The 17,106-nt window shown below is 45.6% G+C and carries 11 protein-coding genes; 4 read left to right on the plus strand and 7 right to left on the minus strand.

Translation table 11 applies throughout. From position 1 onward, the window contains the following. Nucleotides 1-16 precede the first annotated feature (16 nt). Together rpsP and ACXACS_RS15570 are read right to left on the minus strand one after the other, a co-directional pair. Entirely contained in the window at nt 17-268 is a 252-nt protein-coding gene (gene rpsP, locus ACXACS_RS15565) for a 30S ribosomal protein S16 (protein ID WP_105931878.1), read from the minus strand. A gap of 214 nt (nt 269-482) precedes the next feature. Next, nucleotides 483-1,157 carry a DsbA family protein gene (locus ACXACS_RS15570; RefSeq protein WP_474807915.1) on the minus strand — a complete coding sequence of 225 codons (675 nt, stop codon included), beginning with the start codon at nt 1,155-1,157 and terminating at the stop codon, nt 483-485. Between the two features lie 260 nt (nt 1,158-1,417). Here ACXACS_RS15570 and ACXACS_RS15575 point away from each other — a divergent pair, with 260 nt between their 5' ends. From ACXACS_RS15575 to ACXACS_RS15585, 3 genes are all read left to right on the plus strand, one after another. Beyond that, nucleotides 1,418-3,232: an ABC transporter transmembrane domain-containing protein gene (locus tag ACXACS_RS15575; protein WP_474807917.1), complete on the plus strand. Its 1,815-nt coding sequence runs from the start codon at nt 1,418-1,420 to the stop codon at nt 3,230-3,232. Nucleotides 3,233-3,374: 142 nt separating this feature from the next. Beyond that, nucleotides 3,375-4,433, plus strand: a complete 1,059-nt coding sequence (locus ACXACS_RS15580; RefSeq protein ID WP_474807919.1) for an efflux RND transporter periplasmic adaptor subunit — start codon at nt 3,375-3,377, stop codon at nt 4,431-4,433. Next, the gene (locus tag ACXACS_RS15585; protein WP_474807920.1) at nt 4,426-7,542 is read left to right on the plus strand and encodes an efflux RND transporter permease subunit; all 3,117 of its coding nucleotides are present in this window, start codon (nt 4,426-4,428) and stop codon (nt 7,540-7,542) included. Before ACXACS_RS15580 ends, ACXACS_RS15585 begins: the two co-directional genes overlap by 8 nt. A 273-nt stretch (nt 7,543-7,815) precedes the next feature. On the opposite strand, the gene ACXACS_RS15590 is transcribed toward ACXACS_RS15585, so the two are convergent. The 5 genes from ACXACS_RS15590 to ACXACS_RS15610 all read right to left on the minus strand — a co-directional run bounded on the left by ACXACS_RS15590 (nt 7,816) and on the right by ACXACS_RS15610 (nt 15,605). Then, nucleotides 7,816-9,147: an alpha/beta hydrolase gene (locus ACXACS_RS15590; RefSeq protein ID WP_474807922.1), complete on the minus strand. Its 1,332-nt coding sequence runs from the start codon at nt 9,145-9,147 to the stop codon at nt 7,816-7,818. Between the two features lie 34 nt (nt 9,148-9,181). Continuing rightward, a complete protein-coding gene (locus tag ACXACS_RS15595) occupies nt 9,182-9,574 on the minus strand; it encodes a TerB family tellurite resistance protein (protein WP_025254566.1) in 393 nt (130 codons plus the stop codon). 462 nt (nt 9,575-10,036) lie between these two features. Then, nucleotides 10,037-11,254, minus strand: a complete 1,218-nt coding sequence (locus ACXACS_RS15600) for a phosphoenolpyruvate carboxylase (protein ID WP_474807924.1) — start codon at nt 11,252-11,254, stop codon at nt 10,037-10,039. Continuing rightward, complete coding sequence (locus tag ACXACS_RS15605; RefSeq protein WP_014978725.1) at nt 11,251-11,886, minus strand: condensin complex protein MksE; 636 nt, start codon at nt 11,884-11,886, stop codon at nt 11,251-11,253. Before ACXACS_RS15605 ends, ACXACS_RS15600 begins: the two co-directional genes overlap by 4 nt. Further along, the gene (locus ACXACS_RS15610) at nt 11,883-15,605 is read right to left on the minus strand and encodes an ATP-binding protein (RefSeq protein WP_474807926.1); all 3,723 of its coding nucleotides are present in this window, start codon (nt 15,603-15,605) and stop codon (nt 11,883-11,885) included. The genes ACXACS_RS15605 and ACXACS_RS15610 overlap by 4 nt, the downstream gene beginning before the upstream one ends. 350 nt (nt 15,606-15,955) lie before the next feature. Between ACXACS_RS15610 and ACXACS_RS15615 the strand changes: the two genes are divergently transcribed. Beyond that, nucleotides 15,956-16,975 (plus strand): heparin lyase I family protein, encoded by a 1,020-nt coding sequence (locus ACXACS_RS15615; protein ID WP_474807928.1) that lies wholly within the window; start codon nt 15,956-15,958, stop codon nt 16,973-16,975. Nucleotides 16,976-17,106 lie beyond the last annotated feature (131 nt).

Here is a 17,106-nt window from a genome sequence, read left to right on the forward strand (position 1 = left end):
ACCAGTTAATAACAGCTTACGCTGCAGATTTTTTCGCTTCTTTTACCAAGCTAGAAACGCGATCTGATAAGCTCGCGCCTACGCCAACCCAGTAATCTACACGCTCTAGATCTACGCGAAGACGTTCCGCTTGACCTTGTGCAGTTGGGTTGAAGAAACCGATGTTTTCAATGAAACGACCGTTTCTTGCACGACGGCTATCAGCCACCACTAGTTGATAAAATGGACGCTTTTTCGCGCCACCACGCTGTAAACGAATAGTAACCATAAATGCCTCAAACTCGTTGTAGCGTTACCGTTAACTTAAGCCTTCATTCAGCGACTAAAAATTAGACGCCAATTGGAAGGCCGCCGAATTATACGGATATCACCGTTCAATGCAAGTAAAAGTCTTGTTTAACTTATAATATTTTGTTGGTAATACGCGTTTAGAACAATGCAAAGAAGACACCGTTTAAACCTATCCCATTTTTAAACGACGGTTATAGATGGCGCAAGGTTACACTTGCGTCATTATAGTCGTAGGGAACGTTTTGCCACTGTGCGTTTTTAAGCTCCTGCGACTCTGTCTCTTTTGCCTCGGCAGGTTTGCCGGATTTGAGTATTAAACTGGGGAAACCTTGGGCGCCGATACTACGAGCCATACGCATTTCTTCGTTAAGTTTCTCAACAGTACTTTCACTATTAAGCGCTAATTTAAAGCGCTCGACATCAAGCCCTATTTCTTCAGCAAATGCTATCAAGGTATCAAAATCCGAGGGGTTTCTTGCGTTCAAATAGTACCCTTCTTGAATTGCCTTGATCATTGCTTTCTCTACTATTTTTGCTTCATCACTATCTTTAGCCTGCGCTTTAGCCGCAATAACTGCTCGACACGAAGGATAGGTCGAACGGCGGGGCTGACATTGTGTCCAAAAGTCGTAATTAAACTGGGTGCCTGGAACTCGTTCTTGAATAGTTTTCCAGTATCCAGCAATAGTAAGCTGCATTTGTTCAGGCATCGGCACATCACTATCTGGTGCAAGACCGCCAAGTAAATAGACAACCTCAATATCACTGGGCAAGTCACTTTGTATTTTTTCCCAAGTGGGAACAAACGCCCAGCACCAGCTGCACATGGGGTCGTGCACGTAATATAAAGTTCGCATCTCTTCCATCATTGTCACCTTTGCTGGCCGCTGTCTAACGAAAACACTTAATTTTTCACGCAAGTTAACGCTACAAATATTTAGCTTTATTAATTTACTGCGTTAATTGTTTAATACTTCACTCAATTCTCATCCCAGCGTAAATACTGCCGCTGTAGTCGCATTGGTTACGTCCAATGTACACGCTTTACCGTATAATCCAATCATCAATGTCAAATGGCGCTCTAGAGACAGCGCTATAAATAAGTAACGCACGCAACGAGGTAATTTTGACGACACCGCTACCAACCGTATCAACAAAGCAAGTCTTAAAGTGGATTGGCTCACATTTACTTCAATATAAAACAAGAGTTGTAGGCGCTGTCATCGCCCTTTTTACCGCAGCTATCGCATGGCTTTTACTTGGACAAGGCATTAAGTACGCGATAGATAGCGGCTTTATCGAAAACGCTGCCGACACCTTAAACAAAGCTACGGTTATGGTACTTGCTATAACCATCATCGCCTGTTTAGCAACTTATGCGCGCTTTTACTTAATGACTTGGCTCGGCGAACGGGTTAGCGCAGATATTCGAAACCAGGTATATGCGCATCTTCTCTCGCTTCCGCCGTCATTTTTCGCAGAACTTCGAACAGGAGAAGTAATATCTCGATTTACCAGCGATACGACAATCATCCAGACTGTGGTGGGAATGAGTTTGTCGATGACCCTTCGCTCGGTCGTGACTTTTGTTGGTGCACTGGCCCTTATGACCTTTTCCAGTCCCCTTCTTACCTTCTGTGTAATTGTTGCAGTACCCGCGGTGCTGGTTCCTATCAAAGTACTGGCGCCTCAAGTACGCCGTTATGCCAAAGAAAGCCAGGACAAAGTGGCAGATTTGGGTGCACGAATTGATGAAAGTTTACATGAAATTATGACCGTACAGGCCTATACCGCTGAAAATGCTGAGCGCCTGCACTTTTCTAGAAAAGTTGAGCTTGCCATGGACGTCGCCAAAAAGCGTATCCATTACCGTTCATTACTGATTGGCTGCATTATGTGTATCAGCATGACAGCTATTATTTTTATTGCCTGGGTAGGCGCAAGGCAAGTACTTGACGGAACTATGACAGTAGGCGAGCTTTCTGCCTTTCTTTTCTATGCGGTTATGGCTGGCGGCAGTGTGGCTACTATTAGTGAAGTCATAGGCGAAGTACAGCGTGGTGTGGGGGCGAGCGAGCGTTTATACGAACTATTTACTACTGAGTCAGCTATTAAACCTGTATCAGATGAGGCAAACAAAATTACCGAGCCTAAGCACACAGTAGAATCTAACGTCAAAGAGGTTGAAAATAAGGTTTCAATTTCCAAGGCTGCCCCTCGAATTCAGTTGGACAAAGTTTCCTTTGCATATCCATATAGTAAACCTTTGTTTGATAACTTGGACATTGATATACAAGCTGGAGAACGCCTTGCTTTAGTTGGCGCGAGTGGCGCAGGTAAAACCACCCTCTTTCAATTGCTAATGCGTTTTTACGACCCAAGTAGCGGGCAAATTCTGTTTAACGGGATGCCGATTAACAAAATGCCCGTTAATGTACTGAGGCAGCATATTGCGATTGTCACTCAAGAGCCCGTAGTATTTGCAGATACCGTAATGGAGAACATTCGTTACGGCAGCCCTGAAGCCTCCGATGAAGCCGTAGTAAATGCGGCAAAGCAAGCCTTTGCTCACGAATTTATTGATAGCCTTGATGAACGTTATAACACCCAGTTAGGCGAAAGGGGCGTGAAGCTTTCTGGTGGCCAAAAACAACGTATTGCTATTGCTCGCGCTATTTTGGCCGACCGCCCAATTTTACTGCTCGATGAAGCGACGAGCGCGCTTGATGCCATGAGTGAACGTATGGTTCAGCAAGCGATAGATAGACTAATGGTAGGCAAAACCAGCATCGTCATAGCCCACCGACTTGCAACAGTACAGCATGCTGACCGTATTTTGGTTATGGATAAAGGCAAGGTTGTAGGAAGTGGCAATCACGCTACTTTGATGAAAAGCGATACCCTGTACAGGGAATACGCTGAACTGCAATTGCTTAGCTGAACCGCCTGTGGTGCTATACGGTACAAACAATTAGGTTAACCAATCGGCTATTAAACATCCGTTTTGGTCATACAAAAATAAAGGGTTTACCGCTCTCTACAACGACGAGCAGAGTAAACTTAACTAACGCTACGGGTTTAAAATGAAATATTCAGTCTATGATGCATTAAAGACATGGACACGTCTTTGTGCTCTTTTTTTAGTGATGGTACCAACTGCGAACGCGCAGTTTATGGGAGATAGACAAGCGAAGCTTGTTGTGACCAAGCCCATTCAATTTATGAACGAAACACGAAAAGTAGAAGCTGTTGGCAGTGCTGAAGCCGTGCGCTCTATTGTGTTATACCCTGCCGTTTCTGATGAAGTAACAGAAATCAACTTCGTACCGGGCCAATCGGTGGAGAAAGGCAAGGTATTGGTTCGCCTTGACGATAGACGACAACAAACTGCATTAAAGCGCGCTAAGCTTACTTTAGAAGACGCCCAGCGCACGGTAGAGCGCTTAGCCTCAAGCTATAAGCAAGGTGCAGTGCCCGTTAGCGAACTAGACCTAGCACGCACACAGCGTGATCTTGCTGAGGTCGCATTAGAAGAAGCGAAAGCAGATTTAGAAGACAGACATATTGTCGCGCCTTTTGACGGCATTGTTGGTATTACTGACGTAGAGGTTGGAGACCGGATTAACGAACAAACGGTTATCACCACGCTCGATAATAGAAGCAAGCTTTTTATCAATTTCAAAGCCCCTGAAGCCGCCCTTCCTGTTTTGCTCAATGCGCCGAACGTCACACTTGAACCTTGGAGCGATAAAGAACAACTGGTGAAAGCCGAAATAGCGCAGGTCGATTCTCGTATTAATGAAGCTGACCGCACCCTTCGTGCTCGCGCACTTTTAGATAACTCATCTGATAAATTCCGTCCGGGTATGAGTTTTAGAGTTAACTTAAGCATTGAAGGTGATCGCTACGCGGCAGTACCTGAAGCCGCGTTACTATGGGGAGCAACCGGTGCGTATATTTGGCTTGCGGAAGATGGGAAAGCCAAACGTGTGGATGTAAGCGTCCATCAGCGTTTAAGAGGAACTATTCTAGTATCTGGCAATATTAAAGAAGGCGACGCATTAATTTCAGAAGGCGTACAGCGCTTACGTACAGGCCAAGAAATTACTACTGAACTGGCCGGAGGGCCTCAAGGTGAGTGATCCAAATCTATCGTCCTCAGTCAGTGATCTCCCTTCACTCTCGATACGACGCCCAGTTTTAATCGTTGTTCTCAATCTGCTTATTGCCATTGCAGGCCTTGCCGCTTTAAGCGGGCTAGAGGTTCGAGAACTCCCCGATGTTGATACCCCTCGCGTTACGGTTACAGCGCAATTTCCCGGCGCTTCTCCTGAAACCGTGGATGCGGAAGTTACTGGCCGACTGGAAGGTGCAGTTGCCCGCGTTAGCGGTGTGAAAAATATATACGCGCAAAGCGAAGAAAACTCTGCCCGCGTACGTGTAGAGTTTCGCCCTGGCGTCAACTTAGAAGATGCCGCCAATGAAGTGCGTGAATCTGTAAGTCGCGTACAGCGTCAACTTCCTGAGGACGTAGAGCAAGTGGCAATCATTCGCGCAGACAGCGATGCTCAAGCGGTAGTTAGCCTTGCTATTTCTAGTGACATACTGGATATGGAAACACTCACCGAGCGCGTTGATACAGACGTAGCGCCTTTGTTTCTCAGCATTCCCGGTGTTGCGGACGTTACCCTAAACGGCGATAGAGAACGTGTCTTGCGCGTATCCGTTGACCCACTTCGCCTTACCAGTTTTAGTCTTTCCATGAGTGATATAGCCGACGCCTTATCGCTCGCGCCTTTTGATGTTCCGGCAGGCAGTATACAGTCGGCAGAACAGGCGCTTATTGTGCGCGCTGATGCAACGTCAGTCTCGGCAGAAGATGTTGGCAACATTGTTGTAAGTGGTGATATTCGCATTAATGATGTCGCCAGTGTTTATTTTGGCCCCGCCGATACCACCAGCGTGGTTCGCTTAGACGGCACACCAGTTATCGGTGTAGGTGTCATTCGACAAGCTAGCTCTAATACCATAGAAATATCTGATGAAGTGCTAGCCATGGTCAAAGACCTAGACAAGCGCTTCACCGACATGCACATCACGGTAACGGCTGACGACGCGGAGTTTATTAGAGATTCTGTGAAAGAAGTTGTGATATCGCTTAGCCTTACCGTCGCTTTAGTGGTGGTGACGTTACTAGTATTTATAGGTTCATGGCGCGCGACAATTGTTCCGGCGCTTTCTATTCCTGTATCGCTAGCAGGTGCCTTGGCAATTATTTGGGGCATGGGATTTTCAATTAACATCCTTACCCTGCTCGCCCTTGTTTTGGCCACGGGTATGATTGTGGACGATGCGATTGTTGTTTCGGAAAATATTCAGCGTCGCAGAAGTATGGGGTTAGGTGCTCGTGCTGCAGCCGTAATCGGCACACGTGAAGTATTTTTTGCCGTAGTGGCAACCACCGCAGTACTTGCCTCTGTATTTATCCCTATAGCATTCCTTCCTTCAACCGCTGGGCGTTTGTTTAGAGAGTTCGGAGGGGTATTAGCAGGCGCTGTCGTTATCTCTTCTTTTGTTGCACTTTCCTTGGTGCCTGCGCTTACCGCACGCCTAAAAGTAAAAGAAACAAAAAGCGATGTCTTGTTTAGTAAAACCTTTGGACGCTTTGGTAATGCGTGCCTTGGTGTATATCAAGCTTCACTGCTAAAAGCCCTTAAGTATGGCTGGGTAGTGGGCATACTTAGCCTAGCCGCTGGCGGTGGCGCTTATATATTGTCACAAAATATCGATAATGAGCTTTTGCCAAGCGAAGATAGAGGCACAATTCGGATATTTGCCCGCGGCCCTGATGGCGCTGGTTTGAACTTTATGGATAGACAAGCTGAAAAGATGGAAGAGCTGCTGCTACCTTATGTTGAAAACGGCACCATAGATTCAATTTATACGGTTGTTGGCTCTTGGGATCCGAACATTGTATTTATTACCGCACCACTTAAGCATTGGGATGAACGCGATAAATCACTTCAAGATGTCGTCAACGAAATTCGTCCTAAGCTTCAGCAGATACCTGGTGCACCTGGTAACGCTTTTGGCGGCAATAGCCTTAATTTGCGTGGTCAAGGAGGCGGTTTGGAGATTGCGCTTACCGGTGATACCTATGAAAACATTTTTCTAGCAGCGCAAAACTTTTCCCGTCAGCTTGAAGAAAAGCTGCCCGAGCTTGGCAGACCCAGAATAAGCTACGATCCTACCCAACCACAAATGCGCGTAAATATAGACCGCCGTCGTGCAGAGGAACTGGGCGTACCGCTTACCGACATCGCGAGTACGCTGCGCGCTGCCGTTAATGGCGATGACATTGCCGATTTAAACGTAGGCGATCAGGCCATTCCTATTATGCTGCAAACTAATAATCGCAGTACGCTAGACCCGTCAGAGCTTACCAGCCTGTATGTAAAAAGCGTTGATGGAAATTTAGTACCGCTTTCTAGTGTGGCATTTATTAGCGAAGAAGGCGTTGCTGCTGAACTAGAACGTCAAGCCCAGCGACGGGCAATAAAAGTGGAAATGGAACTACCAGAAGATGTGGCACTTAGTGAGGTGGTAGATCAAATACGTACGCTAGCACTTGATACTTTGCCCGATGGCATCGGATTGGTCTTTTTAGGTGAAGCACAAACCTTTGAAGAAACGTCCAAACAGGTCGCGCTTACCTATATTTTAGCGTTTGTCATCGTTTTGCTTGTGCTAGCGGCACAGTTTGAAAGTGTGAATAGCGCCGTTGTTGTTATGCTTACCGTGCCCTTTGGTATTGCAGCTGCGGTCTACGCGCTGTTTTTAACCGGCACTAGTATTAACATATACTCGCAAATCGGGCTGGTTATGTTAATTGGCCTACTTGCCAAAAATGCCATTCTACTGATTGAGTTTGCCGACCAGCTTCGCGATAAGGGTTATGATATTTATGATGCTATTGTTGAGGCTGGCAAGGTGCGTTTACGTCCTATTATGATGACCTTAGTTTCTACAATTCTAGGTGGCCTGCCCTTGATTCTATCAACAGGAGCAGGTGCTGAAGCACGCAATGCAATTGGTTGGGTAGTGTTCGGCGGGCTGGGTATCGCGGTGGTATTTACTCTTTACCTTACGCCTGTACTTTACCTAGCACTAGCACGCTTCACCAAACCTCGTGCAGATGAAAGCGCTAAGCTTGAAAAAGAGATGGAAGAAGCTAACGCACAGCACTCTTAAAATTTTCCCGCTTAGATAGGCGCTACGCCTATTTAAGCGGTGCGTAATGTTTGCGCCATGTTTACGTACTTGAGTTGTGCTTAAACCCTTTTCAAACCAATAATAAATAGTCGCTTTGCCAGTCAGGGAGCGTTAAGAAATAAAAGAGACACCTCAGCCACGGGCGTAGTAACAAACACAATTGTTATTACGCATTGGCTTAGGCGTTTTTAGTTGAAATGCAGCAGAAATACGAAAGACAAATAAATCGCGTTATGAGGACTAACCTTCTTACTAGGTCTTACAAAAAGCTTTAACTTTAGTCTTGCCTGTAAAGGCCAGCAGCTGATCTACCATCCTTTCGAAGTAAGGGTTATACGTGAGCCTTGCATACACTCTTTCTTCTTTATCACTGCTAAGCCTGTTGTTTTCGACCTCTGGTTCAAATCCCCAAGGTCCATACCATACTTCTTCCCCTGCTTTGCAGCGCGCTTCAGCATCACTTCCTTGGCCGTTGTCACAAATGCGAAACCTACTTTCCGTTCCATACAAGGAGTTATGCTCAGAAAAAAGTGTACTCATATGAGAAGCCGCACTAATTCGCTGCTCGGGTAAGTTCATGGTTTGCATGATGAGTGTATTATCAGGCACTTCAGGTTTCTTCTTTCCCTGCCACAATAGACACTTACGCGGATGAATGAAGTTATCTCTAAATTGTTCAGCAATCTTCGTGGTATCAACTACACTGTCTTTTTCAGCCACAACCATCAGCACAGGAAGGTTCAAAGTCCGCTTTCTTTCTTCTGATTGAGAAAACAACTCTTGAAGCACGTTTACGCTTTCCTGATAGGCAGCGAAACCGGGCATAGCGGTAGAGTTATAGCGACTTGGATTGTCTTCCTCTTCTACGTTTGGCCACGGAAACAATGAATCGATATAAGGGGCCAAACGGGACACAAAAAAGCGTGACTTAAAGGCCGGTGAAAAATGCATAAGCCCTTTAATATCGAGCTCGTCGGCCATTGAAAAACTTGCAATAGTGGTTAAATTTGCCCCCGTTGAGAAGCCCCCAATGTAGAGGTTATCTACTTCTTCAGAAAATAGCTTTATGTGGTGATTGGTTTCAGCCTGCCACTGTTCATAGTTAACGTTTAGCATGTCCCCTGGCTTTGAGCCATGCCCAGGTAGCAAGATGGTTCTTACATGTATGCCTTCATCACACAAGGCGTTTGCCACATCGCGAAAGAAATAAGGTGAATCGCCAAGGCCATGAACCAATAACACACCGATGTCGCGGTATTGTGTGCCACATTCAAAAGGCATGTTCATGGTAATTTCTTGCGTTTTGTTGTCGGATATAAATGCCCTGTGCTTTAAAAGGTAGCCCTCAACGTCTTTTAAATAATCGTCGAAGGGTTGCACACCTACTGGGAACGCCTGGGTACTCGCGCTAAATTGAGACGCGCTGACTTGAGACGCACTTACTTGAGAGCTGGGGGATGAATAGCACCCGCTCAACACGAACAACGAGAGAGAAGCAGCACATAAATATGCTGCTTTCATTGAGTGTTCTTGTATTTCTGGACGCACTTTGGGGCGCGTTAGCTGGCGCAACTTTTTTCGCATTAGTTAGAAAGACACCTACGATGCTTTAAAGCAATTATTGTAATGTATCTTTGCCTGAAACTAATGCCTTAGCGAGTAATTTATGAGTAAGTAATGATAGAAGCTCGGTTTCTTCTTCACTTCGCTCACCATCTACACCGGTAATCGCCATAGCCACCTCTAACGTTTTGTCTGCGTCAAACGATAGGTCATTTTTGAGGCTTTTTAAAAAAGTGACAGTATCGCCGGTGTCGATGGCCTTTCGGGCTTGATAAATAGTGTCGTTTAGAAATGCTTCGCGACAGATTGGGCTTTGCCAATCTAACGATTCAACCATAGCATTCAGGTAGTCTTGTTCAGTCAATGTTACCATTCCATCGACTTGATAAAGTAAAACTGAAAGCTTGATAAGGGCTTGGTTAAAACTTTGTTGTTCTGATAATTGCATAACTCTCTTCCTCTTCGTACTGTACGCAGCAGTACCACAACATGCTCTGCATCCTAGCAGTAGCGAAAATTTTCTGTGCCTACATCGAGCTATTAAACATCGAAAGCATTAAAGCGCTTATTGACTGCTTTTAAGACCTGCCAACCTTTACTTTGGTTCCAAAGGCTACAGGACTAACAATGTAGACCGCTCGATTGACGGTAACATTACGCAGCGATGAAGCTTTTAGTTCACGATGTTAAATAAGTGTAAACACCTATTGCATTATAGGACATTTTTGGCAGGTTCCAAGTGGTAGTCATCGCAAAATACGAAGGGCTTTTGTGGAGTATTGAATTGAACGAATATTGAAGTTGTCTTTGATTCTCTGCAAATCACAGCTAAACAAAAAGTCTGGCACGCTCTTGATTTGCGAGGGCCAGACTTAATTCGACGAGATTTAGGTGCGCACAAAATTCGGCATCAACGCAGGCCCAACGTGATGTCATTTATATAGAAGTTACCTGTATAGATTTTATCGTTATTACCATGAGATTCTAATGCAAAAAACTGCTTATCTTCATCGTTTAGGGCTTGATACCCACCAATTACCTGATAAATCCATACCTCAGGATCAAAGTCTAAAGCGTGCTCTTCAAAATAATTCAGTGCCGTTTTAGGCTGGCCTGAATCAATCACCTCACAGAAATAGGCTTCAACTGCCTGCTGAAGGGGATCTTTTTCTAGCGACAGAGTGGATTGCTCGGTCACATCAATGTCAACAGGCTTAGTATCTTCGTGCTGAGACTGGCGTTTGTGTACATGAGTCAACGACGACACAATACTTTGATAATCAGCTTCATGCTCAACGTTATTCACATCAGGCGCTGCGTTGGCAATAATCGAATCTGATTGATTAAACAATACTGGCACATTGGTTAGATTAGCATAGTTACCCGGCGCGAAATCAGGCTGCTGCTCCATGTGTAGCAAAAACCCTTTAAGTAACCGTGTACGACCTTGAAACTCTCTAAACCGGCCTAACAAATCTAACAAACGTGCTTGTACAACAGATAACTCTTGTGCGGCTTTAGAAAAGCGCTGCTGGAGCGATACTACCAATAAATGGCGTAGTTCGCGGTTAGACCCAGCCAGTTCACTTAACTCATCGAAGCGGAAACACTCAAGCTGAGCGAGCAAATCCGTTACCTGCCCCTGCGCTAGCTCGTTTTCGCGAATTTTAGCTTCAACCGACGACACATAACCGAATTCATTGTTAATACGGCCGAACATCACACGCACGCTGTTACTCAATGATTCTGAAAGCTGATAGACATGTTCTGTTAAATCCCCCATGTGGGCTGCCGCTTCATTGTACTTGTTGTAGTGAAGGGCTTCTTTATAGTGCTCGGTTAGGGTTTTAAGGCTTGCCAGCGACGCACCAATATTCGCATTAATTGTTCGGTTACGTTCGTCTTGCAAGCTTCCTTCTAAAAGCGTTCTTACCGCACTTTTTAAGCGCAATTCACTTTGTGCTTCCGGGCGCCATAAGACCCCCAATTGAACGAGCTGCTCCAATACCTTTGGGCTATGGTCGCGCTCTTTCACCGAACCATTAACATACGCCTGCATAATAAGGTCGCTGTGACGCCCCAGTGCATTAAGTAGTTTGGTCCCCGCTTGAATTAAAACCTGGCTCATATCAAGCTACCTTGCGAAATAGCGGCCTCCGCCTGCTCAGACAAACTCAGCGCTTCGGTTTCGTCGATAAAGCGCAGCATTTCGTAAAGGTGTTCTATCTTACCTGTGCCCAAATAGATTTGTTTATCCGGGTTAGGTTTAATCAGGTAACCCATTTCTGTTAAGCGTTTAAAAACCTGCTTTAGCTGACCATCTAAGTTCACGCTGGTAGAGCCGAACATACGATAGCGCGAAATTTTCTCTAGTTGCTCTGCATAGGCCGGCGTGTCTTCAATAGTTGTTTGCAGCTCGTTTAAACGAATAGCGCTGCCCATGGTTATTGGCATGTCAGATTCATTGGCTTGTTGAACTAGTAATAACCACTCTACCAGAGGCACTAGATTAGACGCTGTATCTTGAAACTGCTGGGTTAGTACTTTACGTTCGTTTTCACCTATGGTGAGAAAGCTAGCAAAGAAAACATCACCTTCTGCGGTAGTTGAGAGTGTGCGGTTCAGCAATGCTAAGTGAGGCTCTAGCTGTGCAGCGTTATCTCTTGATTTAAGAAAACGCCACGCCTCTTCATCGGTCACCTGACAAATAAACGCGCCTTGTAAAAGTGCACTTAGTACACGGCCTTGTTCTGTCATCATGCTGAAGTCTCCTTGCCTGCTACTTCACTGTTCTTTTCAGCTTCTTTTTTTAGTTTTATGCGTGCGCCTATCGAACTTGCTTTCGGTTGAACTACCTGCAATTGGCGAGTTACTTTATCTATCAAGTAGCGGTTTTCGAATAGCGTCAATACTTCCGATTCAGGGTTCGGGAATGCACCCACTACACTAATGTTATTGTTTTGACACGCTTCAAAGATTTTCTTCACGTTGTTTTGGTGAAGTGTACCTAGCTCATCGATCGGCCAATGCACGGTGGCGTCGGCATCGCCGCGCAGCAGACGGGTAAAGGCAAGTAAGAATTTACACAGAATAAGGTAGGCCATACCGTGGCTTGATGATTCATTAAGCTGGCGGTCGGTACGGATAACAAGGTCGCTGTTCCCCTCACGTAGATGAAGCTCGATATCAAGTAGCTTACTGATGCCGCCCGTAAGCGCTGCACGGCCAAGAATATCCAATACTCGGCGCATACTCTGCCCATACTCTTCTTCTGGCAGCTCGTTTGCCCCCTCTTCCATCCAGTGTTCATAAAGCTTTCTGAATTGCTCGAGTTCAGGCCAAAATTCAAGTTCGCTAATACGTGAACGAATTTTAACGGCAGAATCTGATACACCATCAAGGGAAAGATCGCCGTCTACCTCTTGGGTAATACGGCGGCTTTGCGACACAATGCGTTTATCTATATCGGCAAGTACAAAGTAGTATTGCGAAAGATCGGCACCAAAGATACGGCCTTGCTCACGCAAGCCTTGCAGCTTCTGCGGAACAATCACATTCAGAAGCTGTGCAAGGTGCGACACCATGCGGCGGTGATCAAAGCTCTTCACGCCATGGGCATTGAGCGTAGCGCACTCTTCACGGGCGCGCTCCCAGGTGTCAGATAGACCTGTGCCTGCTTGCGCTGCTATAAGCTGATCAAACCTTTCTACATAAGCTCGTACATCGCTCAATAAGTTTTCACGTTCCTGAAGCTGGCTTTGTACTTCTGAGATACGTTGACCAATACTGACATCGTCATGCTTAATTTCAGCCGTTTCATCACCAGCCTGAAGAGTTAGCTTAGCTAACGACTTACTTAACGTTTTAACTTGCTCCAGGTGTTCGCTGGCAGTTTTAAGCGTAGTTTCAAGCTGCCCATGCTGTTCTTGAAGCTGTTCGCGATTAGCTTTATAGGTAGCTTGTTTGCTGGCTAAATTACGCTCAGATTCGCCCAGTAACTTGCGCGACTTAGACAAACCTTCTTGCCATACCACTTTTTGCTTGGTAAACACGTTAGTGTACCAACGTTCATAGTCGGCTACTTTGTGACGGTGGGTTTCAGTGCGCGTAATGTCTTCTTTCAGCTTATTGATTTGCTTTTTAAGCTGACCTATTTCATCGACATCCACACCGCGATTGCTCAATTCGCTTTCCAGCCAATCCTGCATATCTTTTCGGTCTTGAGCAGCACTGTCCTTCGCTTTTCGCATATCGCTATCAAGCTGAGAAATCCGCGCTTCACTATCAGCGATGAGCTGCTGCCAATGGAACTTGTGCTCAGTTTCGGCTTCACGCTGCTGATCTTTGATTTCGTCTCGGCTAAGCTCAAACTGAGCTTTTGCTTGCTTTTGAGACTGCTGATTCGCTTCTAGCTTAGTTTTGGCTTTTTGCTTGCGTGCAGAAAGCGCTTGTTGGTATTCACTAAGCACCGTATCGCGGTCTTGCTGTGCACGTTTACGGCTAGCTTCCGCACTTTTAACGGCATTGTCTTTTTGGGTAACCACAAGCTCGGCATTACGCACGTCTTCGTTGGCTTTCGCTAGGCGCTGCTCACATTCGTTTTGGGCGGCTAGAGCAGCAGCCTGACGAATTTCAGCTTCTTGCAATTGCTGCTTAAGGGCTTGCTCGGTAAAGGCATAGTCTGGGGTATCAAGTTCAGTAAGTGCTAACTTAACGCCCATAAAGGTATCGCTGGCGTCCTGTGCATCCTTTGACATAGCAGGCGCTAAATCAGTGCGTTCTAGTAGCTCAGGGCGAACAACTTTACCTAAGGATAACTCCCAGTCATCGACGTTGGCGCGCAAGAACTCAAGTAGAGAGCCTTCGCCAGGGTAAAGAAGCGCATTAATTTTGTTAACCGCTTTTTCTTCTTGTTGAAAGGCGTTGCGTGCTTTATCTAACGCATTTGAACATTCTTTACGAAACTCAACTGATTTGCTGTGCGCCTGCTGTGCTTGTCGCAGTTCACCGCGCGCTGCATCTTCATTGATAGATGCTTCTTTAATAGCCGCATCAAGAATATCGAGTTGAGATTGTTCAAACTCGTTGTAGCCTGCGTTACTCAATGAAGCTTTCAGTTCAGCTTCCGCGACTTTTAGCTCATTTAAACTATTTTGGTAGTCGTTCTGAAGCGCACTTAGCTGACTATTGTAGTCGCTCTGAATGCGGCTTAACGCCTCACGCTCGCTCTGCTGCTGCTCAGCTTTATTCTCTGCGGCTTCTTGGCGTGCGGCTGACATCTCTTCTAGAGTAATTGACAACTTTTCACCTAGCTCAGCCAAGCGCTTGTTGTAGGCCGATTCAATATCCTGGTGTTTTTCAGTAAGCAGTACATAGCGACTATCGGCCATGGCTTTTTCATTTTGCCACTGCGACAAATTTGCGACGTCTTCTTTAAGCTGCTCAATATTTTCGTCTTGCCACTTATCGAATTCACGTTCTACCGTATCAAGTTCACTGGTGAACTTCTCAACATCAGCGCGAGCAGATGAAATTACCTGGTTTAGGTGATCACGGGTATCACCCCACTCGCTGTCCGTTTGTTTGCGCTGGAAGCTATTCTCATCCAATTCATTTTTTGTTGTTTCAACGCGCGCAGCTAAGTAGGTCTTATCAAGCTCGAAGCTATGCTTAAGGTTAGCAAGCACTTGCTCTGTGCTCGTTAGCGCCATGTCCGCTTGCTCGAGTTTAGAAAACTCAGGACGAATTTTGTCGAATTGTTTAATTAAGTGACATTCTTTAATCCAGTCATCAACCCGATGGCGGCTAAGGCCTGAAGTAGGCGGCGTAACCCCATCCTCTTCTAAAATAGCGGCAATCATGGCTTTAATGGTTTCCATCTTGCCTTCTTTAGAGTGCACCGCTTTAGCAAGTTTCTCGATGTGGCGCATGTGTTTCGACGGTTCGCAAAGGCTGAAGATTTTGGCGTAGCCTAATAGCTCACGGGCATTGTTACTCTGGTTAAGCACACCGTGGTCGTTTTGAATGATGGCGCGGAAGTCTTTGGTATTAAGTAAGCTGGTTACCAATATGTTGTTGCGCTTCATGGCACGTGCAAGCTCGGCGCTGCTTACACTGGCGTGTTTACCGTTCTTTTGTTCTATTAGATAATCACTGATTTCAAATGGCTTACCGATTAAACGATAATTGACGCCGGTTCCGTTTGAGCTTAATACAGCTTGGCATAGGTCGCCTTCCGCGCGTGTATATTCATAGATAATAAAGCTAGATAAACGCGGTAAGTACCAGCGTTCAAAGCTGTCGCGGGTTGCCGGTACCACGCGACTTGGGTACTCGCCGTAAAACACGGGAATAAGTCGCTGAAGCGTGGTTTTACCCGACGCATTAGTACCACAAATATTGGTGTGTCCATCAAGCTTTAGTTCGACCACGCCTGGTAAATGCGTGTCGATAAGAATAATACGTTTTAAGCCTGCCATAGTGTTCCTGTATCAATAACTCTGCTGTGTGAATCCTCACACAGCACAAAATTGTGCCTGCTTTGATATACAAAAAAGCGGTATATCGAATAGAAGCCGCGCACATGCGCACGATGTAGCCCGTCAGTGTATTATGAATTCGCGAATTTGCACAGATGCGCAATGATTTGTTGGTTACAAAGCACGCTATGGCGCCAGAATCATTTGATGTTTCTCTTTATCGAGGTTTGCGCCGCTTCGAATTAAAAATAAAATTTCAATAATTTTTCTTACTAGATTAACTTTTACACTTGCTGGTTAACCAATTTTAAAACATCTTATTAACCAATAAGAAACATTTGATAAAAACCGTGTCTACAAACAACAAAAACGAAAACGCCCTACAAGAAACCCTAAAAGTACTTTTCTACTTCTTTTTAATTGCATTGGTGATAACAGCGGTATCGGCCTGTGGAAGTAGCTCTATAAGTGATACAACTTCTCAATCTGTGGCTGTACCTGATTCTCAAGGTGGTGGAGAAACGCCCACTGAAGAGCAAGCAGAGTTTACTCTAAAGTCTGAAGTCATGTTGAGCGCCACGGGCGCTGCCAGCGCTAGCGAAACCTACGCATCAATAGAAAGCGTGTTTGGAGAAGGCAGCATAGAAGCCCCCGACTTATTCGCTGGTGACCATACTTCTACGCCGCATATTTTAGAGGAAACCGATAGCGTTGTAGGCCCCCACTTTGTGTTTTTAGCCCACCGAGATGAGGACTTCAACAAAGGTGTTCAGTCGGACCGTCAGCGCAACGAAATAAAAACCTATGACAAAAGCGATGTCGAAGTACTCGGGTTTGAAGGAGAAACCATGCAGTTTGAATGGTATTTCTATGTCGACAGCGATATGTCTTTAACGAGCAGGTTTAGCCACTTCTTCCAGCTTAAAGCGCGAAATGACAGTGAAGACAATAGTAACGGTAACGACGACCAGCCCGTTATCACCCTTTCTGCTGTAGAAAAAGACAGCTCCGGTAAGGAACTGCAAGTAAGACACAGTGTAGGGTTTAACTCTGACGGTTCTCGCACCAGCGATGTCTATTTAGTTCGAGCAAACTGGAGCGATATCGCCGATGAGTGGGTTAAGGTATTTGTGCAAGCAACCTTTGCCGAAGAAGGCGACTTCATCATGCAAATAACCCGCGTTCGTGACGACGCGACTATAGTCGACATTAACGAAACAGATATCGATATGTGGCGAGGTGTATCTGACGAGGACTTTATCCGCCCTAAGTGGGGTATCTACCGCTCTACCGCTGAAATAGATAAATTACGCCAGCAAGAAGAACGAGTGAAGTTTGCTGACTTCGTGATTAGAAAAGGTACGCTTTGATTTGCAATTGAAGCTACTCAATCGATGTTTTCACTTTAAGGGATACTGGGAGTAGTCGAAAGACGTTTTTAAAGGTTCTTTTAAAAAAGGCGGTAAGCAATACTCAGGTTCACTTACCGCACTCATTTAGC

This window comes from Alteromonas sp. AWM4_230, assembly GCF_056158305.1.